Here is a 21,350-nt window from a genome sequence, read left to right on the forward strand (position 1 = left end):
GTGCTTCACTCTTACAACTTCGTCATATATTCCACAATAAACTCCCAAAATCCAGGTCCTTCTTGGTAAATCAGCCGGTCTATTTTTTCGATGAGTTTGATGTAGAGTTCTTGTTCGAGGTCTTCTCTTTCTTGATATGCCGTGTTTTGTAGTTTCTTTTTGATCATGGGTGTGAAGGTTTCAATGAGTTCTTCCATTTCTCCATTGGTCATTTTGTCTTCGTGCACGGACATCTCCCCCTGTTTCTTCTTTTAGTTTGTTGAGTGCTTTTTTGTGAATGTTTGAGATGTTTTGTCTTGTTTCGCCGAACTGATCGGCTATTTCTTTCATCGTTTGGCCTTCGACATAAATTTGAGTTAAGACCATTTTTTGTTTGTCTGTGAGCTGCTGGTAGGCCTTGTACAATGTTTGATCTTGCAGATGCTCCCCTAGGTCTTGCTGGTTGAAGAGCACGGCTTCATACGTATCTGTTTGAACAGGGTCTTTCACTTCTTGTGTATCAGGATGATCGAGTATGAGCGGAAAACGCTGCTGTTTCTTTTTTACTCGTTTGTCAAAGTCGACTGAAAAGATGCGTATCATTGTGGAGATATACTTGATGATGCGGATTTTCTGATAGAACTGTTTGAACTCGGAATCTAGTTTTTTGGCATTTTCCTCGTTTGGCTCTTCCATGACTTGCCGGAGCAGCTGCTCGTTTTTCGGGTTGCTTAAAAACTGCTGAATGAGCGGGTGATCAATAATTTCCTTCCATTTTGCTTTCAATAACAGCCGATAATCCATGTGCATCCTCCCCTTTGTTCCCTCTACTAGCATTAAGTGGACAAAAGTTAAAAAAAGTAAACTTCGTGAAACGGGTCTAATGATTCATTTTCTCCCCCTCTGCTTTCCTTTTTCTTCTTTCATACCACTTATATAGAAGACGAGTATCCGCTGGGAGGTGAGACAAATGGAGACCTTTTTTTCAGAGGAATGGCTGAAGCAGCTCGGTCAGGCTGGCTTTCCTGCCATTTTGACGGTTTACTTGCTGACACGCTTTGAACGAAAGTTTGATGAATTAAGCAAGCTCATCCAACGATTAGTCGCTGCTCAAAAAAATGATGAATCAGATTGACATCTGCTTGATTCGTTTCACCTTATGAAAACGAGGGCGAAATGAAAGGCCTTTTGTCACCTCACACAATACGATGTTGAAAGGGGATTTTATCATGAGTGAAAAGCCAAATGGAATACCACAGCCGATTCGAGGAGAAAAAGGAGCAACGGTCAAAATTCCACGTAATCTCGAGCGGGACAGACAAAATCCAGATATGCTCACGCCGCCAGAAACCGATCATGGAACGGTCTCCAATCTGAAATATTCTTTTTCTGATACACACAATCGTTTAGAAAAAGGCGGCTACGCCCGCGAGGTAACGGTCCGCGAACTGCCGATCTCTAAAAGTCTTGCATCTGTTAATATGCGGCTAAAGCCTGGTGCGATTCGTGAGCTGCACTGGCATAAGGAAGCGGAATGGGCGTACATGATTTATGGAGAAGCCCGGATTACATCGGTTGATGCAGAGGGGCGCAATTTTACAGAGGATGTGACTGAGGGTGATTTGTGGTACTTCCCTTCTGGCCTGCCGCACTCTATCCAAGCACTTGAGCCGGGAGCTGAATTCTTGCTTGTGTTTGATGATGGGTCATTCTCAGAAAATAGTACGTTCCAAGTAACCGATTGGCTTGCCCACACGCCAGAGGAAGTCGTGCTTAAGAACTTCGGTATGACAAAGGATCAGTTTGACAAGCTGCCAGAGAAAGAAAAGTATATTTTCCAAAAAGGAATTCCTGGTTCCCTTGAATGTGACAAGGTGAAAACAGAGCAAGGAGATGTCCCGAATTCCTTTAAATATGAGCTGTTAAAACAAGAGCCGATTACGTCAAGCGGCGGACAAGTGTGGATTGCGGACTCTACCAATTTCAAAGCGTCTAAAACGATTGCATCCGCTCTTGTGAAAGTTGATCCAGGTGCCATTCGCGAGCTGCACTGGCATCCAAATACGGATGAATGGCAATATTTTATTTCTGGAAAAGCACGAATGACGGTATTTGCTTCTGATGGACATGCGAGAACCTTCAACTATCAGGCGGGAGACGTTGGTTATGTCCCATTTGCGATGGGGCATTATGTAGAAAATACAGGCGACGAACCGCTTTATTTCTTAGAAATCTTTAAGAGCGATCATTATGCAGATATCTCACTCAATCAGTGGCTTGCGGTCACACCGAAACAGCTTGTTCTTGATCATTTAGATCAAGGTGAAGATTTCTTAAAACTGCTTGATACTGAAAAACATCCTGTGATCGCTGCGCCTAAAAAAGAGGATTAACATATGACTTCCTGCAAAAAGGCTGTCCTTTTTGCAGGTATCTTCATGTAAGGGAGTGTTTGTTCACCTATGCAGCAATCTGTTCACGCTTTATGGCAAGGGCTGAAATGGCTCATGGCGGCGTCAGCTGTCTGTTACATATTTTTGTTGTTTTGTGTACTGTTCTTTCATTTAACAGGTGCTTTTTATCAATCGATTTTATCGATGCTTTTATTTATGGGCATCTATGTGGTACTTGGGATATCCTTTGAGCATGTGGAGCATATGCTCATGAGGGTTGTTAGAAAGTGCCGTTCCAAAAAACGCTCCATCGTTTTCTATGCCATTTCCATTCATCTCTTGTTTATTTGGGGGGCTGTCTATTTATCAGATGAATTGGTGGGGGGCATTTTACTTTCTACTTCTGAGGAAATTCTCTTTGCCCTGAGTCTTTGGTTGTTTCATTTTTTGTTTGATTATGCGACGTTTTCGTTTGAGAAAGAAGCTTAGTGATTTGCTTCATATGAGGGTTCAATCAGCCCTTGGAAGATAAAAAAAACACCACTTATGATGAAAAGTGGTGTTTCTTGTGTTTTCTTCGTGCATATAGGATCGCACCGATCAAACTGACGAGTGAAATCAACGCGAGAATTCTGATATAAGGCGGATAGTAGGTTAGCACAATCTCGTTTTTGCCTTTTTCTATTGGAAAACCGATAAAGGCGTAATTGGCTTGTTCAATATCTGTCTGCTGTCCGTGTACTGTGAGCTCCCAGCCTTTTTCATATGGTACTGGCAAGATCATATAATCATCGCCGCGCTTGTTATCATATGAAATCGTAAAGCGGTTGTTTTCAAGCTTTACTTGCTGGCTGCCATTATCCTGTTTTTCTTTTTCATATGCCTTTTCTAGGATGCGGTAAGGCTCTTGATACAGCTTTAGTTGATCGAGTTCATACGTCCCTTTTGGTACTCGAATGGAAAGGATTTTTTCTGCAGGGACTCGAATCGTCACTTCATTGACGCCTGTTTTGTAGATGGATGTATTGCTTTTTCGTGAGGTGACGTAGTTGTCAACAGATAACTGAAATCCTTCGTTACGGTCTGTCCGCTTCACATAAAAGCTCACATACACATCTCCAGCGCGGGCCATATCATCTGGCAGCGTGATATTCAGGCCGCCTGTTTCTCCGTATACATCAAGCACGCCATGTTCGTATACGGCTTGTTCCGTATGAATCTTTGTATCCTTGACTCGATCTGGCGCGTGCTCAATTTCAGCGTTTCCTTTTTTGTCTAAAATCACACCCTGCAGCATCGCATGCTCCCTATCAAGTGCTGAGGCATCCTTTAAGGATTCTTCTGAATAAATCGTGCTTGTTGTTCTTGCAAATGGCAGCGGCCGTGTATTTTCATACACTTTATAATGCTCGCTTTCCAATATTGGCTTAAAATAAGCTGGCGGTGAGTAAGGCATCGTATTGTCTCTCATATAATACTTTCCGTAGGTCAGGCTATATAAATTCGCCCTGTCCCCCATTGTTGCATAACGGCTGACACTTTCACGCCCCATATCGATTTGCAGGTCATTCCAGTAGAAATTGAGCAAATGCTGATTCAATATACTTGAATACGCGCTCATGCCTTGAAAGCCTTCAAATAACGGGGTATTGTTGCGCACGCCATTCATCCAATCAATCCGGGCAAGCGGATCTTTTGAAGAGCGGCTTTGAATCTGCTGAATGAGCTTCATTTGCTCATGTCCAGCATATGCCTCACTATTCAGATACGTATCTGATACGCTCTTAATATTGCTTCTTTCAGATAAGTAGCCCTGCTGATACACGCCTGCTGTCAGTAAGCTGACAACGATGAGCACAGCTGAAAAGAGACGAAGGTGCTGACGTTTTTCCGCATGAATCAACAGGAAAAACAAACTGATCACAAGCAGTCCTATGCCTGTAAATACAACAACATCCATATTTCCCTTTGCTCGTTCTGATAAGATGACTGCGAGAAGAAACACGATCCAAGCGCCTAAGACCGCACGCTTTTTCCACTTCCACTCAATTTGCGAGAAATGCTTGATGGTGATGGCTACGACCGCTCCAACTGTAAAGGCAAGAATGTATTCAAATCTGTACTGCGGTGCTGAAAAACCATTAAACACGCTCGCCATCTTTGGACTGTAGTGAAAAACAATGAGCAAAACGCTGATCGATGTAAACATGAAAAACCACCTGTTCCGGTAAAGCGGAGCAAGGAACATACAAATGAGAAAGATCACAGGTAATAAATACACCCTGCTATTAAACAAAAGATGATCATGCAGATCAAACCAAGGTATAGATTGATCATATGGCGGTCTTATATTATTAAGAAATCCATAGACAGACGGGACAAAAAAGGCAGCACTGATACCAAAGGATAACAGCGTAGAGACCGCCAGCGTCCAGAACACCTTCCACCCGTTCTCCTCACTTCGAAGCTTGATGATATATCTGAAGACAAGATAGATCGCTAAAAAGATAAAATGAATATAAGCAAAGTAAAAATTGTTAATAAGCATCAAGCTGCACGCCGCAATAAACCAAGCCGGCTTACCCGTTTTGAAAATCCGTTCAATCCCAAGTACAAGCAGCGGGAGCCACATCATACTGTCGGTGAAAAACTCCCAAAATGTTTGATGCCGAAAATACACAATAGACAATCCGTAGATTGCGGCTCCTGTTAATGCGCTCAGCCTATGCTGAACCATTGAAAGAAGCACACGGTAAGCGATGAAAAGAATAAGCGTCAGCTTCATCACACTCAGCCAAATGACGGCATTTGCCCAGAAATGGATGTCCGTTGACTGAATAAGATGAAGCGCATTCATCAGCCAGACGACAGCGACTGTGACCATAAAGACAGTCGACGTTGTGAAATAATAACCTAATTGCGTATATGTACCGCCGCCTAGACCGAATTGATAGGAATAAAAGAAGTTCCCTTTGACGTATTCATCGTAAAGCAGCTTTTTAAATGGGAGCATTTGTGATATCCCGTCTCCATCTCCTGTCATATACCGGCCTTGCGTATATTCATATAAGAAAAAGGAATGTCCTAGTAAAGCGAGAATGAGGCACATTCCTATCATTATCCATCTACGTTTCATCATCTAAATCCTTTCCACAAAAGATCCACTGTTCTTTGAAACAAAACAACCCAGCAAGCGATTCGTGCTTGCCGGTTATTTGACTCCACGTTATTTAAATAACTGCGTTAACACTCGGTCTTGTTTCTTTGAGCTTGTCTCTTGTTCCATCACATTTGATTCCTGGATTAAATAATGCGGCCTCTTTTTCGTTTCATAATAGATACGGCCAATATATTCTCCAATCACACCTAGACTCAAAAGCTGGACACCTCCGAGGAACAGCACAGCCGAAATTAAAGTAAAATAACCCGGCACCATAATGCCCGTTCTGACGATTTGAATAAAGGTGGCCACGATGTAAATCAATGAGAGAAATAAGATCAGTATGCCAGTATAAAAACAAATGCGCAGCGGGCGGTTGTTAAAAGAAATAACGCCATCTATGCCATAGTTAAATAATTTCTTCAGTGACCATTTTGTATCACCATGCTGTCTTTCTACATTTTCATAATAGATGACCTTTTCTTCAAACCCAATCCAGCAAAAAAGCCCTTTCGAAAAACGATTTCCCTCTTTCAGCTGAAGCAGTGCATCGATGGCTTGGCGTGAAATTAAACGGAAATCCCCGACGCCATCACGCAAGTCCACTTCTACCACCTTGTTCATCACCTTATAGTACATAGATGACAGGTAAGAGCGCAGCTTGCTGTCACCTTTACGATTTCGTTTGGCAATGACTTGATGATAGCCTTCTTCATACCCTCTGACAAAGTCCTGAATTAAATACGTCGGGTGCTGCAGATCGGCGTCCATAATAATCGCAGCTGCTCCTTTTGCATGTTCAAGACCTGCCAAAATAGCGGCTTCCTTTCCAAAGTTACGTGAAAAGGATATATATTTGACCTTTGCACTTTTGCGAGAGAGCTCTCTCATGTATTGAAGCGTGTTGTCTTTGCTTCCATCATTCACAAAGATGATTTCAAAGTCATAATGAAAATCGCGAAACTCTTCCTCGAGTGCCTCAAAGATTCGTCTGATGTTTTCACCTTCATTGTAAGAAGGAATTATAACAGAGAGCAGTTCCCGTTCCATATCGCACCTTCTCTTCACTTTTTTCACATAGTCTGATATGTTCATTATTCCTTTTTTTTCAGAAAACGAAACCCTTTTTTATTATCCATAAATTACATGTCTCTTTAATCGTTTCATTATATCAGAGTTTTATTTCCAGTGATTTTCAGCAGGATGAATTTAATGTAATTTTAAGTTTAACCATTGTAAAAAGCCTGTAATTTCGATCACAGACTGGGTATTGTTTCATAAAATTATTTGTTCATTTGTATATTTTCCTAATTATTGGAAAAGATGAATAGAAGTGAAAGGGCAACCTTTTAGTGAAGCAGCCCTCGATTGTTTTGTTGCAGATGCTCATTTGCCTTTGATTGTTTATTTTGAAATAAATGAAGCTGCGCGCCGTAGCTCTCGATCCACTCTTGGACAATTCGTTCTGTTGTTTCCTGTCCTTTATACTTGCGGCCAGCCTTTGCATAAGTCGTTTCAAAATCACTCCAAAGCAGCTCTACCCATGTACGTGCTTCGTCATATGTCAGCATATTGTTTTTTTCCATGAGTTGTTCTGTTAGTCGCTCAAAGTATTGTTCCATGCCTGTTCCTCCTTCATCTAGCAGAAAGTGCCTTTTTAAAAAAACTTCTTTTTTCATATACTACCCTTACGTCTTCAAAAGACGCAAATGATTTGTATTGTTTGGAGGGAATCGATATGCGTAATAAAGCAAAAGGCTTTCCAAATCAGGTAAATCACAAGTTTGAAGGCGAACCAGGCGCTACAGATGCTTATGCGTCTAAACGGCCGAATGGTGAAACGAATACACGTCCACAGGAACGTATGAGGGCATCAGGGAAACGCTAATTTTTCCAAAGGGAGTGCTTGAGATATGAGTTCAAATGGGAAATCGTATATGGCAGACTTTGTTCAATTAAGGACAACCGCTTACCCTCAACCATGGGCAAATGCAAAGCATTCTGCCTCTCAGGTCAACGGAGAAACGCAGCAAACGCAGCACGACATCGTACTTCAGAACAACGTCCGTAAACAGCGTTCGAAGTAAAGAAAAGGACTGATCTTTTAGGATCAGTCCTTTTGCGTCAGCATTGAAATCGGCAGGGCATCTTCCTTATTTGGAGCCGATACTCTGTATCCCCACGCAAAAACGCCATTTAGATATTCTACATAAAACTCTTCTTCTGTGTCTTTAATTTGATAAGTTGTTTTCGTTTGAATCGAAGCTGGATCTAATAAATAGGCTTTCGCCATATCGATTTTCCGTTCTAAAACTGCGTATTCATTCACAATGCCAAGCTGCTCAGCCTTTCGTGCTTTTTCAGAAAGGGCGGCAATTTCCTGCTTCAATTCGTATTCTGTCATCTCACTATAGCGTTTTTCCATCTGTCATTCCCCTTTGTCTAAAACGTGATCAATTGTATCGAGATCAAAGCCTTTTCTGAATAAAAATTGCTTCACTTTCATCTTCTTTTCAAATGATCCGTCATATCCTACCTTGCGTTTTGCCTTCTCCAGCATATAAAGGAGAGCTTCTTCTTCCTTTTCCTCTTCTTGTCCATCATAGGCTTCTTGAAGGGCTTTATCAATGATCTCAAACGAAAATCCCTTTCGCTGCAGCTGCAGCTTGATGCGCTGCTCGATCTCTTTTGCAGAACGATTTTTTTCTTTTTTGACAAGCTTAAGAACCTGCTTTACAGCTTCCTCCAGCTGTAAGTCATCAGGGTATTGCGATAGAGCCTGTTCAATCGTGTCATCGTCTATCCCCTTGAGCTTCAATTCTTTTTTTAGGACGGATGGTCCTTTGCTGTTCGTTTTCCTGTGAGTGCTGACATAGGCTTCTGCAAATTCAAGATCATTTACATACTTATAATGCTTCAATTTGTGTATAATTTCACTAATAGCAGGTGCCGGGATTTCTTTTTTCGTTAAATAATCGGTGACTTCTTTCACTGATCTCATGCGGTAGGATAAATAATCAACGGCCTGCTGAAATCCTTTTTTCACCGAATCACCGAATTGAATCTCAATGATATCTGCTTCGTCCAGCTCTTTGCCTTTTTTCAAATCGTGCTGGACGAGCACATCTAAATCAACGCTAAAGGCGTACTTTTCATCAAGAAAGATGTTGACCCGCTCGGTATTGTTTTTCTGAGCAGAAATTTTTGTAATATAGGGCATCCTGTGATCACTCCTTTTCCAAAACAGTCAGGATGTTTCTTCTGATTCAAAATCGTGAAAGATATAGGTATGTATATGAGAGGAGAGATGTCAATTGAATATCGCCATTACCGGAGGAACCGGTTTTATTGGCCAGCATGTTACAAAAGTGCTCGCTGCTGAGGGACATCATCTATATATTTTAACAAGAAATCCAAAGGAATCCGAACAAAATCATTTACATTATGTGCAGTGGCTGACTGAAGGTGCTGCGCCTGAGCATGAATTGCCTGCCATCGATGTATGGATTAACCTTGCTGGAAAATCCATTTTCACACGCTGGACAGACAAGGCAAAAGAAGGCATCCTCTCCAGCCGTCTCAAATCAACACAAGAGGTAAGACGCATTATAGAAGCGCAGGAATCAAAGCCATCTGTGCTGATTCAAGCAAGTGCTGTCGGGATTTATGGCACATCTCAAACAGGAGATTTTACGGAGGAGTCACCTCCTGCAGATACTGATTTCTTAAGTCATACATCAAAACTTTGGGAGGCTGAGGGGCAAAAGATTGAAGCCCTCGGCATTCGTACGGTCTACACACGCTTTGGCGTCGTGTTAGGAGAAAAAGGCACACTGCCGCTGATGACACTTCCTTACAAGCTGTTTGCCGGCGGGACAATTGGCGCTGGCTCGCAATGGGTTTCATGGGTGCATGTTGAGGATGTAGCACATCTCATTGCCTATGCGATTCATAATGACGACCTGTCAGGCCCGCTCAATGTGACATCACCGAATCCTGTTCAAATGAAACAGCTTGGACAAACCATTGCTTCTGCCCTTCACCGTCCCCATTGGCTGAAGGTGCCATCGTTTGTGATCAAAACGGCACTCGGTGAAATGTCATTACTTGTTTTAGAAGGCCAGCGTGCTCTGCCAAAAAAAGCACTGCTCTCTTCTTATGAGTTTTTGCACCCTGAACTAAAAGAAGCGATTTTGCATTCTAAGGAATAAATGTTGTCAAAAACACCCATCCTATTAGAAATGATATGAGGGGGCGATTTTGATGAAGAAAAAAGAACACCAGCCAACTTCAAAGCTGAAAAAAACTCAGGAAGTCCTGTATCAGCAGGAATTCAAAAAAGCGGAAAGAGCAGCAGAAAAAAGAAACAAATAAGACGGATATTCCCCTCCAACAAGCACATAACTAAAGTGATCTTGTAAAGGAGGGAAAAGCTTTGAAAAAAGACCAACACAAAAAATCCAACCACGAGCTCGCAGCACAAGAGACGGATGGCGAATATGTTGAATTTTCCAAAGAACTTGCAGATCCGAATGATTTAAAAGCAATGGCACGTATGAAAGCAGCCGATCAGCGCGCCAAAAAACAATAAGTAAAAAAGCAGACCTTATTCAGCGGTCTGCTTTTCTTTTATTTGATTTCAGTAAGAAGACTTGATGCTTTCTGGCGTGATTTTTCCTCTGGCACCTCTTCTGGATAACCTATATGAAGGATCGCAGCGAACCGTTCGTTTTCCTTTAATCCCATGTCTTGTTGAAAGCCTTTATCGTATAAAATACGTCCGCTCTTCCATACCATACCGATTCCTTGATCCCATGCAAGCAGCTGGAGATTTTGAATGAGTGCGCTCACGGCGGCAAAATCATCATTTCTCACCACAGGGTTCTCGTCTTCTTTTAGTACGACAAGTAAAAGCGCTGGGACCTTAGAAAAGTAATCTCTGTATTGATTGATCTTTTCTTCTTTTGCATCTGGGTTGTTGCGCTGAAAGAAAGCAATGAAGCGCTCTACAAAAGTGGCTTTGGCTTCATCCGTCACCGCATATAAAAAGCGCCACGGCTCCGTGATTTTATGATTAGGTGCATAGACTGCATCTTCTAATAGCGGCTGAAGCTGTTCAATCGTCACCGGTGTGTCTTTGAATTTGCGAATCGATCGTCTATATCTGACAGCGTCTCGAACCGTTAACGCGTCTGTTTGTTGTTTTGTTTCTGGCATATATGTCATCCTCTCAATCAACCTTAATTGAAATTGATTCTCATTCACATTATAAACATCATCGCGTGCAGTTGCAAATCAAGTATCTCTCCTCCCCGCTGCTAAATAGTTGTTTGACTTTTTCAAGTAATGTTACAATCATATTACGTTTTAAACAAATTTTGAGAAAAAAGCCAAGATGATGAAATGTTTTTCAAGTATTCCCATTTTGTCTGATTCAGTTTTTTTGTCAAAAGGCTTTCAACCATGATTGGAAGGGAGGCTTCTGGATGGAATGAAAATCAATATTGGACAAATCATTAAACTCTACCGTTATAAGCAAAATATGACCCAATCTGAATTGGCAGAAGGAATTTGTTCTGTCTCTCATTTAAGTAAAATTGAAAATGGCTCAAAGGAGGCCAATCAAGATACGATCAATCTGCTGCTTGAACGGCTTGGCATCAGCCAAGAAAAGCTGTCACAAAAGGCGCGTCATCTGCTGTCACTTTTGGATGAGTTTCAAATGAATATGTACTTCTATGCTCTCGATCAGGCTGAACAAAATGCAGAAATGATCATTCAGCACGAGGAGCAGTTCTTTTCACTGGATTTAGGCATTCAGTATCATTTGTCTTTATTTCAATTTTATTTATTAACGGAAAAACAGCCGCTTGCCTTAAAAACACACCGCGTGCTCAAAAAATTCGAAAAAACCTTTATTGAAACGGAAAAAGAAATTTTTGAATATCTAGACGGTATTCATCAAATTAAAATTGGTCAGCTTGAAGATGGGCTAAAAAAGCTTGAAAGCTGCTTTTCCTATGCCTCAGTTGAACAAAGTGATTTGTATTATCACTATGCAAAAGCACTCGGAAACATGGGTCAGCTGGGTGATGCACTTGAAGCGACACATCAAGCGATGGATTTATATAGACAAAAGAACAATTTCAAGCGGATTATTCACTGTACACTTATTCACGGCGTGATCTCACTTGAACTAAAAGCCTATCAAACTGCGAAGAAATATATAAAGGAAGTGATTTTGCACACGTCCCTTCATCCTGATGCCTATATTAAAATGTCCGCTTATTTTTATTACGGGGTGCTCTTAAAACGTGAAGGCGATTTCTCTTCAGCTGTGCCTTATTTACTAGATTCACTCAATTACTTTAATCAAGAACAGATAGAAGATCGTTACTGTGAAACGCTATATGAAATTGCGACACTATATGCTGAATATGACCGTAAAAAAGCACTTCCCTACATACACGAGCTGTTAAAACAGCCTCGTATTCAGCCAAACTGTTTATATATGATCAAAATCTATAAATTGATGATTGAGGAAAATCCTCTTGATTTGAAAACTTATTTGGTCGAAGCAGCCCTTCCTTACTTTGAACACAATGAGCTGCACAGTGAATATTTGTTTGCTCTTAGAACCTTGCTTACCTATGCAGGTGCTGTGCTTGATGAGCAGGCATATAAGTCCTACACAAAGAAACTGCTCGATCATTTAACAGGATATCTTCCCTATTACAAAAAAGCATGACCTTCTGCCGATCGAAGGTCATGCTTTTTCTATTTATTAAATGGTCTCTTGTTGATCTGTGTCATGATGGTTCACCCGTTTGACAGAATGAATATACCGTCTTTTTGCAAAGAAATCGTACGCATGCTGTCCAAAGCCAAGCCAAATACTAAGCACGATAAATGGGACCGTTCCCCATAAAGCAGGGATATGGCAGGCCATACGCAGCCAAGTATAAATCCCTGAATTTTTTTGATTTTTGGCTAGGGAAATAGACACAATTCGTTTTTCCGCCTTCTCTTCACTGATTTTATTCAGCCTGAGCAGCTGCGAGTGTCTAAAGGATTCAAAGTGAATCCGATTTTTCCAATCGAGTGATTTTAACAAATCAATCATTTTTGCACATGAAGGACTTTGTCCATCATAAAACACAAGCAGCCTCAGTGATTTGATGGAACGCTGTTCTCTTTTTTTCGATTCAGCGAGCTTCTTTTTTTCTTGATCGAGATAAATGATTTTTTTCATAAATTGATCGCCTGTCCTTTTCTGTCATTTTTTTAGTTCGTTCAAAGGAGATTACAACTAGATTACTATAGTTGCTGGGCCTCTTGTATTGGGAAAAAGCCAACCGTCGTGCGTTATATGAGCCTTTGGATAAGGGCAAAATCATTGATTTCATGGCATATATGAGGTTTTTCAACTAAAAGTGGTTGGGAAAATCGTGGTCCTTTGCGGTTTTCTGCGGTATTTGATAGAATTCTGCGGTTTTCTACATCTTTATGCGGTGTTTTGTAGGTAAAACGCAAAAACAAGATAAAAAAAGACTACTTCCCATTGCGGCGAAGTAGTCTTTTGGTTTATATTTTTGCCAAAACTTCTACTATTTCTTTCTCAATATCTTTCCATAAGTAACGGTCTGTCGTATAGTGATGTGCGGCTTCTTTCGCAAATACTTGAAAAGCTTCTTCATAATCAGGTGCATCTTTGTCCGGTTTTTTCTCGTCCACAAAGCGCTGTGCTTCTGCTGAGCGAGGTCCCCATTTCCCCACTTCATTCCCGTCCTGATCAATGATGACGATAATCGGAATCGATCTTGCGGTCCCGTTCGTTAAATACTGATCCATCAGGTCTAGATTCTCATCCCGAATGAAATAGCGCGCATCTATGAGTGCTTCATTTGCAATACGCATGAAAATCGGAACATTGACCATTGCATCCCCGCACCAATCCGCTGTGATAACAAGCGCTCTGAGCTTTTTCTTTTGCAGCTTTTGAAGCAGCTCTTTTTCTTTTTGATGAATTGCGTACTGGTTGTACACCGTGAGTAGATTTTCCCGGTTTTTCTCCATGTTGTGTACATATGTACGTTCAGCTAATCCCTTTGTAAACCATTCATTTAATGTCATATGAACATCCCCCTTACCCTTCAACTTTACCACTTTTGCTATTCTTTTGTCTAAAAAAACCTTCACCTAGTGAAAGGTAAAGGTCTTTTGGTTTATCGACGCCGATTTCGATTTGGGTCCGTCCCAATCAGCTTGGTGACAAGCACCATTGTGACAGGCAGTGACGTATTTTTTTTATACGCTAAATATTTCCCACGCCATTCAGGCTTATATTTCTGTTTAAACGACCGTAAACCGCTGAAGCTGTACATATATCTGACATTGTTGAAAATAACACTCGCCAAACGCTCCGTGAGAAAGGACTGATGGAACGTCCCCACATTCGATAAAGGTGCCATTCCCATGTTAAACGATTTGTAGCCTTTTTCTTTCGCCCATTGAAACAGGTGGATAAACAGCGCATCCATCATCCCGTTCGGTGCATCATGCATATGACGCATTAAATCGATGGAAATCTCCCCTTCTTGATACATCGGCATCAATGATACAAAGGAAATGATCTGTCCTTGTTCATCCTTTAGAATTGCAATCGGCGCTTTTTGAAGATAGTCTTCTTGAAAATAACCGAGCGAAAACCCTTTTTCTTTCTTCTTTCCGAGCCAGCTGTCAGAGATTTGTTTTAAGGTTGAGATCAACTCATCTGAAAAAGGAGGTTCCAGCATTTCAAAGGTGTAGCCTTCTCGTTCAAATTTATTCGCCACAGCTCGTAAATTTGATTTTTTCTTACCTGACAGAGTAAACGTTTCTAAATCGACCATGGCTTCTTCCCCAAGCTTAAAGAAGTGAAAGCCTAAGTCATGATAAAGAGCCATTCCTTCTCGTTCTACTTGATAAAAAGCGACGCGGTAGCCGGCTTTTTCTGTCTCCTGTAAAAACTCTTCAAGTACAAGCGGATAAGACGCCTCACGTCCAGATGGATCTCCGAGCACAATGACGCAGCGGCCAATTCGTCCAAACTGAAGCATCGCTTCTCCATCACTTGAGAAAAATAGTTTTTTGTCGCCTAAAAAACCAAGATGACTGAGGGCATTTCCGCCCTTTTCTTCTAAAAATGTTTTTAATTTTTCCTCATCTGCTTTTTCTCCAATCGGAAATGCTTTCTTATTAAAAATCAATTTACTAATGAAGAAGAAAAGCGGGACACCGATGAGAGCAATCATGCTTGTCATCGTGATATGCCGTTCATTATGCACCAAGTAATCCTTACTCAAGAAATGCCCGATTTTTGTCCAAATAAAGTTGCCAATGACATTATAGTTAAAGAGCACGAGTAAATATCCAGCGGCAGCCGCCACAAACTGGTTCAAAGAATAAGGTGCCTGCTGCTTCACAAATTGATTTCGAAGAGAGAAAAACACAGCCATGATGACTGGCAAAATAAAGATCAGACTGAGGTTAAATCCCTTTAACAAAGTAAACACAAAACCGCCTGCTAAGGAGATCATTGTCAGCACGTACGATCTTTTCGTTCTTTTATACACTTCAATGGACAAAATCATCAGAATGATTCCGAACATTAAAGAAAGACCATTAAATCCCGATAACAGAAAGCGTGGAATGCTGGTAATCACACCTAATCGATCGACCGGAAGCACAACAGACGCCATGATAAGCAAGCCGCTCCCAAAGGTTAAAATCGATAATGATCCGTACAATAAACGGATTAATAAAGCACGGTGTAAAACAATTAAAACGTTCGTTGTTTCAATGGCAGGTGCCATTTTCGGATTGCCTTCAAGACGTCTAAGCGTCGTGCCCGTTAAATCGTAAGCAGCTAGACAAAGCCCTAGGATAAACGGGAAGATTGAGTACACGAAGCGGTACAAGACGAGCGCCGTCAGCACCATCTCTTTATCAAAACCAATGTACTGCATGCTCAGTAAAAAGATGAGGTCAAACGAACCAAATCCGCCCGGAACCATACTGATTAAACCACCAATTGATGCAATCGCAAATACACCTAATACAATTCGGACATCGACATTCATCCCCATAGAGACGACAGCCATGTACATAACAAGTCCAGCTGCCAGCCATTCTAAAAACGATGCACCGATATAAGCGTAAATTGGATGCTTCAGTCCATTTTCACCGCTCTCAATCGAGCTTTTTCGAATGGATGCCATGACGATATATATTGGTACAATACAGGCAAAGATAATGACAAATGCCCATAGCCACGGCTCCTGGCTGATAATACTTTCAACAGGAAGCACCCTGACCAAGATCAGATCACTGAAAATAGATAAGCCCAAAAGGACAGAGGAAGTCAAAAGGGCAATGCCTTTCAGCAGTTTTTTCGTATCTGTTATGTACTCCTTATAGAGAAGCGTTCTAAGCCCTGCTCCTGATAGACCGCCAAATCCAAGAACACTGTTAAAGGAGTTTGCAATCCAGGAAATGCGTATCGTTTTCCAGCCGCTGATCGGCATATTCAGGCTTTTTCGTAAAATAAAATCATATAAGGACATCGATAAAACCGCGACTAGTCCAAGAAAGACAAGAATAAACAAGTCCATTCGGTTCAAGCTGTCAATAATATAAAACGTCTTTTTAATGGAAAGTCCGCTTAGCTCCTGCTTCGCGACAAAGATCAAGACAAGGATAATCACGATCGGAAAAAGCATTTTTAAGATCGTCATACCCGTTTTTTTGTTCCACATGTTTTTCCCAACTTTCTAGGTTGCTTCAATTATTTCAACTGAACATTATTATACAACAAATACCACTTGATTCATGCAGTTTAACATTCAAAAGCTTGACGAACCTTTCAATTAGAAGTAAAAATCAGTAATATAAAGAAAAAGAGCCGCTTAAAGGAAGTGAACAAGCGTGGAATATAATATTCATGACACCACCGTATTAAAAGAAGAGATTCTATCTCCAGAGGAAAAAAAGACATGGGTTCTTTATATGAAAGTGCTCACAGCTGCAGGTCTTGGAGATGTTTCTGAATGGATGAAGCTTGATATGAGTATGCCTCAAATGAAGGTGCTCATGCTGCTCAATAACCATGGCTCTCTCAAAGTATCCGAAATCGCTGAAAAAATGGGCGCTTCTTTGTCCAATATGACAGGTCTGCTTGACCGGTTAGAACAGTCTAACTTTGTCGTGCGAAAGCACTCTGAGCGTGACCGGAGAATCATTGTCGTAGAGCTGACAGAGGAAGCGAAAAATATTTTCAGAAGTATTTATCAAAAAGGACACGAAAAAATCAAAAATTCCCTGCAGCGGCTCAATGACGAGGAAAAAGAAAAAGTCAATGAAGGCCTTGCTATCTTAGAAAAAGCACTGCGTCCTGAACGCGGCTAAACATGAAAAGGGAAAAAGACGGTCACTTGAGGTCCGTCTTTTTTGTTTCTTCTACTTGTCGATCTGGGGTGACAAGATTTTTACGAATGACTTCCCTATCATCCCATAAAAGATAGGCTAAGCCGATGATGAGAAAAAAGATACTGATCCACGTACCGCCAGGAAGCACTTCTTCAAGAAGCTGAAATTTACTGACCTCATCATCAAAGCTCGTTCTAAAAAAATGAATCTCAAAAAGAACATATTTCGCTATATAAAACAATGCCGCCATACAGATAAACATGGCGCCGACAATTCTTCTACCAGACATGCGTTTACTCCTTTACTTCCACTGATTTCTTTTGATTAATTCCGTAATATGGGCAAGGTGATGCTTTGAATGCCAGACGTACATTCCCGTTGCATCATATAAGGACACTGTTTGTTGATCGGCAGGGTGATAATAAGAAGCGTTGAAGTCTTCCTCTGACATTCCCCGCAGTAAAGTGACCCACCTTCGATGCAGACTGCTGATCAAAGGCAGGGATAAACTGATGGGCGCCTTGCTATCAGGAAGTGAGGCAAATCCCTCCTGATCATATGGACGTATGTCCGGTGTATCTTCTGTGAGAGCAAGTTTGAATCGTAAGTATGCATTCAGATGGCTGTCTGCTACGTGGTGAATGAGCTGACGAACAGTCCATCCTCCCGGCCGATAAGGTGTATCAAGCTGAGCATCTGTCAACGGTGCAGTCACTGCTTCATACTCTTCAGGGATTGCAGCCAGCTCATCAATCCATGCTTCCAGCTGTGCTTTCGTTTTTGTTTCTACTGGTTCATATAAGCCAATCGGATATTGTAATGACGTCATACGTTCTCTCCTCTCTCAAATCCTTCAAGCACAAATTTTCCAATCATCTTTCCTTGCTCAAGTGTTTGATGTGCCTGCTTCAAGTTAGCAGCATTGATCGGACTGAGAACCTTTGTTAAGGTATGCGTTATCTTTCCTTGCTCAAATAACTCACTCGCCTCTGTCAAAAGCTCATGCTGTTTGATCATGTCCGCTGTTTCATACATAGGACGTGTGAACATGAATTCCCATACAAATGCCGCACTTTTATTTTTGAGTAACTGAATGTCTAGGTTGTGCTTGTTCTCGACAATGGTACAGATCGTGCCTTGCGGTTTGATGGCTTCTGCCATGCCTTTGAAATGTCCATCTGTATCATTTAAGCATAAAATAAAATCCACTTCGCCGATTCCTTTTTCCTCGAGCTGCGCGAGAAGCGGCTGATGATGATCAATGATATGATCGGCACCTAATGACAGACACCACTCTTTTGTTTCTGGTCTTGATGCGGTTGCGATCACAGTTGCCTTCGCTAATTTGGCTAGTTGAATGGCAATAGAACCAACCCCGCCTGCACCCCCAATGATCAGCAAGGTTGAGCCTTCTGCATTCCGCTTCATATGCATCCGGTCAAATAAAGCCTCATAAGCCGTAATTGTTGTAAGGGGCATCGCTGCTGCTTCTGCAAAGGATAGATTAGCAGGCTTTTTCGCCACAATACGCTCATCCACAAGCTGGTATTCACTATTCGAGCCTTGACGCGTAATATCTCCAGCATAGTATACGTGATCGCCTGGCTGAAATAATGTACACGCTTCGCCCACTTCAACAACCGTACCGCTTGCATCATAGCCAAGGATTTTCAGTTTTTCTTCCTTCTGATCCTTCGGTGATCTCACCTTTGTATCAACTGGATTCACGGACACAGCCTCTATCTTCACCAGTACATCCCTGCCAGACGCTTTAGGCTTTTCAACCTCTTCATCCATCAGGCTTTGCTCATGCTCAATCGGCAAATACTCCAATAGTCCAACTGCTTTCACTCGCTCGCACTCCCTTTCTCCATTCTTTCTTTCCACATTTTATCATAATTTTCTGATGTTTATGGCTGGATCAAACGAGTGATGGCACATTTATGACCTTTTCAGGGCCTTTCGTTCTCTTGACATGTATGAAGGACGTGCCTTTTGCAAAGAAGGAACATAAGTGAACCAGCTGTTGGATTTAAAAAATAACTGAACGTAGTAAAACTGAATGTGCTGCAGAAAAACGATGATTAATAGAAAAAGAGTGAATGAGAGAGTAGTTATATCTACTCTTCCCTGTATCCATTCATTGATCAAAAGAATCACAAAACCGACGATGAGGAGCTGTTCAAGTCTTTGCACGAGCTGGCTAAAGACATGCCCGCGTTTTGATAAATCACCAGACTGGTGCTTTCTAATCTTTCTCGATTTGTAAAACCAAATGATACTTTCTGTTAGATTATGAATCATAAAAAGAGCGATGAGGACGATCAATAAAGGTGATGGTGTATAAAGGACTTGTGCAACGAACGGAAGCACTAAAAAATAACTGGCAATCAATGCGTGTCTGACTGATAAGAGAAATAGGACTTTTTCTATAGATGTTTTCATCTGTTTCACCTCCATATGTACTACGTTTCATTTGCCGAAAAGTTTCCCAAACCTATAAAAAAGGATACCCCTAAAAAGGCATCCTTGATGAATCAAACTTAAAAAGCAGCGCTTAGTACGACTGGACCTTGCGGAAGCTTGTTATCCTTTTTTGGTTCCAGGGTAACAGCCACGGTATCCCATGATTCGCTTGCTTCTTTTTCAGATAACGCATAGGTGACGGTTCCTTCCCCTTTGTTATCTGTTTTAAAAGCACCAGCTGGCACCGGCTGATCTCCTTTAATGAGCCACACTTGATAAACAGCAGATGAATCAAGCTGACCCTTTAAGCCGTCTGCACTCACAACAAGTTCTTTTTTGCCGTTATGCTCTATCACTGAAAAAGCACCTGTCGTTTTTGGTGATGCGGCAGAAGCCAGTGATTTTGTGGCAACAACCCTAACAGGCTCTTCCGCCTGCTGTTTTCCATTCGATAAGAAATACACATTTCCAGCTGCTGAAATGAGAAGCAGTGCGGCAACGAGCGGTAAGAGCCACTGGTTTCGTTTCTTTTGCAGCGGTTTGATTTCGTTTGGCTCAGGTGCAGCCTTGAGCTCTATTCTATCGCTATTGTTTTCTTCAACTGTCTCTTCTTCAAACACCTGGGATAAAATACGGTCTTTCATCCCTGCCGGAGGTGTTTGGTCTTCGGCTAGAAGTGGAATGTCAGACATGAGCGCTGTCAATTCTTCAAGCTCTTCTTTGCAAGCTGGGCAGTGCTTGATGTGCTCTTCAAATTGCGTTTTTTCTTCTCCTTGTAAATGCCCGTTGAAATAATCAATCACTTGATGTTTACACTGAGTCATGCCTCTTCCTCCTTTCCTCCGCGAGACAGTTTTGATCGCAAATGCTTCAATGACAACCGAACCCTTCCCTTTACCGTACCAATAGGGATGCCCAGCTTTTCCGCGATGCTCTTTTGTGTCATCCCTTTAAAATAGACATCTTCTATGATGGTTTGCTGTTCTTTTGACAATGTAGATACTGCTTCACGTATGATTTGTTTTTCCTCGTTCCATTCCACTTCTTTTGATACATCTTCTTGATGATCGGCTAAATATTCAATATGTTCATCTTCCAAAGCCGTTTCATTCCGGTGCTTTCTTAAGAGATCAATGGCCGTGTTGCGTGACATCATGAATAACCACGAGGAGAATTTCCCTTTATCCGTATGATATTCTCCTATGCCGCGCCAGAGCTTGATAAAGACCTCTTGAAGCACTTCCTCCGCGAGCTCACGGTTTCCAGTCATTTTATAAATAAACGAATATAATACACGTTCATAGCGATCGTACAGCACTTCAAGCGAGGGCTTGTGACGATCATATTTGATCTTGTGATACAGCTCAAAATCTTTCAGTGTGTCCATGGTCATCTCCTTCCTTTTTCATGAGAAAGAGCATGCGCATCCATCATGAAATCCTTCACGTATTGCTTATCACTCGATTTACTGAAATAAGCCTACCTTGTACTTTACTCTTTTTTCAAGGAGAAAAAAAGAGCGCTGAAAAAGGAAGTGTGCTCCTCATGAGAATGTACTTACTTTACGACATAACAGAACGTTTGGATCACTCATCGTAAAAAAGTCAAGCATCCATGTGTGACCACTCTCTAATCAGCTGATTTAGCAAAAATCTCGTCTCCCTCTCCATTCAATTAAGGTAGAACGCATTGTTTCCGCATGTCATAATAGGGTGTAAATTGGAGTGTCTATATATGATGGTGACGATAGTTCTTTTTTTATTAGCAGGTTTAGCAGAAATTGTCGGCGGCTATTTGGTGTGGCTTTGGCTCCGTGAAGCAAAGCCCTCGCAGTTAATTTCTAACATCAAAAAGGGCTAAAATGATGTTTATTTTAGCCCTTTGTC

Annotated in this window: 27 protein-coding genes and 1 pseudogene; 11 read left to right on the plus strand and 17 right to left on the minus strand. The window is 41.5% G+C overall.

Features of this window, described 5'->3' with window-relative positions:
* Positions 1-11: 11 nt before the first annotated feature.
* Both rsoA and ACP69X_RS15640 read right to left on the minus strand, forming a co-directional pair.
* The gene (gene rsoA, locus ACP69X_RS15635; RefSeq protein ID WP_029707333.1) at positions 12-233 is read right to left on the minus strand and encodes a sigma-O factor regulator RsoA; all 222 of its coding nucleotides are present in this window, start codon (positions 231-233) and stop codon (positions 12-14) included.
* Entirely contained in the window at positions 181-783 is a 603-nt protein-coding gene (locus tag ACP69X_RS15640; protein WP_149125850.1) for a sigma-70 family RNA polymerase sigma factor, read from the minus strand. Before ACP69X_RS15640 ends, rsoA begins: the two co-directional genes overlap by 53 nt.
* A gap of 166 nt (positions 784-949) precedes the next feature.
* On the opposite strand from ACP69X_RS15640, the gene ACP69X_RS15645 reads away from it, so the two are divergent.
* From ACP69X_RS15645 to ACP69X_RS15655, 3 genes are all read left to right on the plus strand, one after another.
* The gene (locus ACP69X_RS15645; protein ID WP_073204399.1) at positions 950-1,114 is read left to right on the plus strand and encodes a YvrJ family protein; all 165 of its coding nucleotides are present in this window, start codon (positions 950-952) and stop codon (positions 1,112-1,114) included.
* Between the two features lie 94 nt (positions 1,115-1,208).
* On the plus strand, positions 1,209-2,372 hold the full coding sequence (locus ACP69X_RS15650) for an oxalate decarboxylase family bicupin (RefSeq protein ID WP_426052834.1): 1,164 nt from the start codon (positions 1,209-1,211) through the stop codon (positions 2,370-2,372).
* 69 nt (positions 2,373-2,441) lie between these two features.
* Positions 2,442-2,861, plus strand: a complete 420-nt coding sequence (locus ACP69X_RS15655; RefSeq protein ID WP_305960730.1) for a regulatory YrvL family protein — start codon at positions 2,442-2,444, stop codon at positions 2,859-2,861.
* A gap of 55 nt (positions 2,862-2,916) precedes the next feature.
* On the opposite strand, the gene ACP69X_RS15660 is transcribed toward ACP69X_RS15655, so the two are convergent.
* The 3 genes from ACP69X_RS15660 to ACP69X_RS15670 form a co-directional block, all read right to left on the minus strand.
* On the minus strand, positions 2,917-5,511 hold the full coding sequence (locus ACP69X_RS15660) for a YfhO family protein (RefSeq protein WP_426052835.1): 2,595 nt from the start codon (positions 5,509-5,511) through the stop codon (positions 2,917-2,919).
* Positions 5,512-5,598: 87 nt separating this feature from the next.
* Positions 5,599-6,582, minus strand: coding sequence for a glycosyltransferase family 2 protein (locus ACP69X_RS15665; RefSeq protein ID WP_041087338.1), 984 nt, complete (start codon positions 6,580-6,582; stop codon positions 5,599-5,601).
* 299 nt (positions 6,583-6,881) lie between these two features.
* Positions 6,882-7,154 carry a YfhJ family protein gene (locus tag ACP69X_RS15670; RefSeq protein WP_024425219.1) on the minus strand — a complete coding sequence of 91 codons (273 nt, stop codon included), beginning with the start codon at positions 7,152-7,154 and terminating at the stop codon, positions 6,882-6,884.
* Between the two features lie 116 nt (positions 7,155-7,270).
* On the opposite strand from ACP69X_RS15670, the gene ACP69X_RS15675 reads away from it, so the two are divergent.
* Together ACP69X_RS15675 and ACP69X_RS15680 are read left to right on the plus strand one after the other, a co-directional pair.
* Entirely contained in the window at positions 7,271-7,420 is a 150-nt protein-coding gene (locus ACP69X_RS15675) for a small, acid-soluble spore protein K (RefSeq protein WP_003217849.1), read from the plus strand.
* Positions 7,421-7,445: 25 nt separating this feature from the next.
* On the plus strand, positions 7,446-7,619 hold the full coding sequence (locus ACP69X_RS15680; protein ID WP_008360604.1) for a YpzG family protein: 174 nt from the start codon (positions 7,446-7,448) through the stop codon (positions 7,617-7,619).
* A gap of 23 nt (positions 7,620-7,642) precedes the next feature.
* Here the strand turns inward: ACP69X_RS15680 and ACP69X_RS15685 are convergent, their stop codons facing one another.
* Together ACP69X_RS15685 and recX are read right to left on the minus strand one after the other, a co-directional pair.
* On the minus strand, positions 7,643-7,957 hold the full coding sequence (locus ACP69X_RS15685) for a YfhH family protein (protein ID WP_041087336.1): 315 nt from the start codon (positions 7,955-7,957) through the stop codon (positions 7,643-7,645).
* Positions 7,958-7,960: 3 nt separating this feature from the next.
* Positions 7,961-8,752, minus strand: coding sequence for a recombination regulator RecX (recX, locus tag ACP69X_RS15690; RefSeq protein ID WP_024425808.1), 792 nt, complete (start codon positions 8,750-8,752; stop codon positions 7,961-7,963).
* Positions 8,753-8,846: 94 nt separating this feature from the next.
* Here recX and ACP69X_RS15695 point away from each other — a divergent pair, with 94 nt between their 5' ends.
* The 3 genes from ACP69X_RS15695 (at position 8,847) to ACP69X_RS15705 (ending at position 10,123) form a co-directional block, all read left to right on the plus strand.
* The gene (locus ACP69X_RS15695; RefSeq protein ID WP_426052836.1) at positions 8,847-9,743 is read left to right on the plus strand and encodes a TIGR01777 family oxidoreductase; all 897 of its coding nucleotides are present in this window, start codon (positions 8,847-8,849) and stop codon (positions 9,741-9,743) included.
* Positions 9,744-9,795: 52 nt separating this feature from the next.
* Positions 9,796-9,906 carry a YfhE family protein gene (locus ACP69X_RS15700; protein WP_017358836.1) on the plus strand — a complete coding sequence of 37 codons (111 nt, stop codon included), beginning with the start codon at positions 9,796-9,798 and terminating at the stop codon, positions 9,904-9,906.
* A 61-nt stretch (positions 9,907-9,967) separates the two neighbouring features.
* Entirely contained in the window at positions 9,968-10,123 is a 156-nt protein-coding gene (locus ACP69X_RS15705) for a YfhD family protein (RefSeq protein WP_041087330.1), read from the plus strand.
* 38 nt (positions 10,124-10,161) lie between these two features.
* Here ACP69X_RS15705 and ACP69X_RS15710 read toward each other — a convergent pair whose 3' ends face one another.
* Positions 10,162-10,749 carry a nitroreductase family protein gene (locus ACP69X_RS15710; protein WP_058837447.1) on the minus strand — a complete coding sequence of 196 codons (588 nt, stop codon included), beginning with the start codon at positions 10,747-10,749 and terminating at the stop codon, positions 10,162-10,164.
* 274 nt (positions 10,750-11,023) lie between these two features.
* Between ACP69X_RS15710 and ACP69X_RS15715 the strand changes: the two genes are divergently transcribed.
* Complete coding sequence (locus ACP69X_RS15715; RefSeq protein ID WP_426052837.1) at positions 11,024-12,280, plus strand: helix-turn-helix domain-containing protein; 1,257 nt, start codon at positions 11,024-11,026, stop codon at positions 12,278-12,280.
* Positions 12,281-12,316: 36 nt separating this feature from the next.
* On the opposite strand, the gene ACP69X_RS15720 is transcribed toward ACP69X_RS15715, so the two are convergent.
* The 3 genes from ACP69X_RS15720 to mprF form a co-directional block, all read right to left on the minus strand.
* Positions 12,317-12,784, minus strand: a complete 468-nt coding sequence (locus tag ACP69X_RS15720; RefSeq protein WP_041087324.1) for a thiol-disulfide oxidoreductase DCC family protein — start codon at positions 12,782-12,784, stop codon at positions 12,317-12,319.
* 332 nt (positions 12,785-13,116) lie between these two features.
* On the minus strand, positions 13,117-13,665 hold the full coding sequence (locus ACP69X_RS15725; protein WP_039177253.1) for a thioredoxin family protein: 549 nt from the start codon (positions 13,663-13,665) through the stop codon (positions 13,117-13,119).
* Positions 13,666-13,757: 92 nt separating this feature from the next.
* Positions 13,758-16,328 carry a bifunctional lysylphosphatidylglycerol flippase/synthetase MprF gene (gene mprF / locus ACP69X_RS15730; RefSeq protein WP_041087321.1) on the minus strand — a complete coding sequence of 857 codons (2,571 nt, stop codon included), beginning with the start codon at positions 16,326-16,328 and terminating at the stop codon, positions 13,758-13,760.
* A gap of 169 nt (positions 16,329-16,497) precedes the next feature.
* On the opposite strand from mprF, the gene ACP69X_RS15735 reads away from it, so the two are divergent.
* Positions 16,498-16,977: a MarR family transcriptional regulator gene (locus ACP69X_RS15735; RefSeq protein ID WP_024425228.1), complete on the plus strand. Its 480-nt coding sequence runs from the start codon at positions 16,498-16,500 to the stop codon at positions 16,975-16,977.
* Positions 16,978-16,999: 22 nt separating this feature from the next.
* Here ACP69X_RS15735 and ACP69X_RS15740 read toward each other — a convergent pair whose 3' ends face one another.
* From ACP69X_RS15740 to ACP69X_RS15765, 6 genes are all read right to left on the minus strand, one after another.
* A complete protein-coding gene (locus ACP69X_RS15740; RefSeq protein ID WP_041087319.1) occupies positions 17,000-17,287 on the minus strand; it encodes a hypothetical protein in 288 nt (95 codons plus the stop codon).
* Between the two features lie 12 nt (positions 17,288-17,299).
* A complete protein-coding gene (locus ACP69X_RS15745) occupies positions 17,300-17,827 on the minus strand; it encodes a YfiT family bacillithiol transferase (RefSeq protein ID WP_041087317.1) in 528 nt (175 codons plus the stop codon).
* On the minus strand, positions 17,824-18,849 hold the full coding sequence (locus ACP69X_RS15750; RefSeq protein WP_073978532.1) for a zinc-binding alcohol dehydrogenase family protein: 1,026 nt from the start codon (positions 18,847-18,849) through the stop codon (positions 17,824-17,826). The genes ACP69X_RS15745 and ACP69X_RS15750 overlap by 4 nt, the downstream gene beginning before the upstream one ends.
* Before the next feature lie 90 nt (positions 18,850-18,939).
* The gene (locus ACP69X_RS15755) at positions 18,940-19,443 is read right to left on the minus strand and encodes a hypothetical protein (protein WP_073978535.1); all 504 of its coding nucleotides are present in this window, start codon (positions 19,441-19,443) and stop codon (positions 18,940-18,942) included.
* A gap of 98 nt (positions 19,444-19,541) precedes the next feature.
* Entirely contained in the window at positions 19,542-20,288 is a 747-nt protein-coding gene (locus ACP69X_RS15760; protein ID WP_073978538.1) for an anti-sigma factor, read from the minus strand.
* The gene (locus ACP69X_RS15765) at positions 20,285-20,851 is read right to left on the minus strand and encodes an RNA polymerase sigma factor (protein ID WP_041087311.1); all 567 of its coding nucleotides are present in this window, start codon (positions 20,849-20,851) and stop codon (positions 20,285-20,287) included. Before ACP69X_RS15765 ends, ACP69X_RS15760 begins: the two co-directional genes overlap by 4 nt.
* Before the next feature lie 347 nt (positions 20,852-21,198).
* Between ACP69X_RS15765 and ACP69X_RS15770 the strand changes: the two are divergent.
* Positions 21,199-21,294: pseudogene (locus tag ACP69X_RS15770) on the plus strand (YnfA family protein); the annotation flags it as partial.
* Between the last annotated feature and the right edge of the window lie 56 nt (positions 21,295-21,350).

Origin of the sequence: Bacillus sp. DC4300-2b2, from assembly GCF_049895685.1 — a bacterium.
Taxonomy (GTDB): Bacteria; Bacillota; Bacilli; order Bacillales; family Bacillaceae; genus Bacillus; species Bacillus safensis.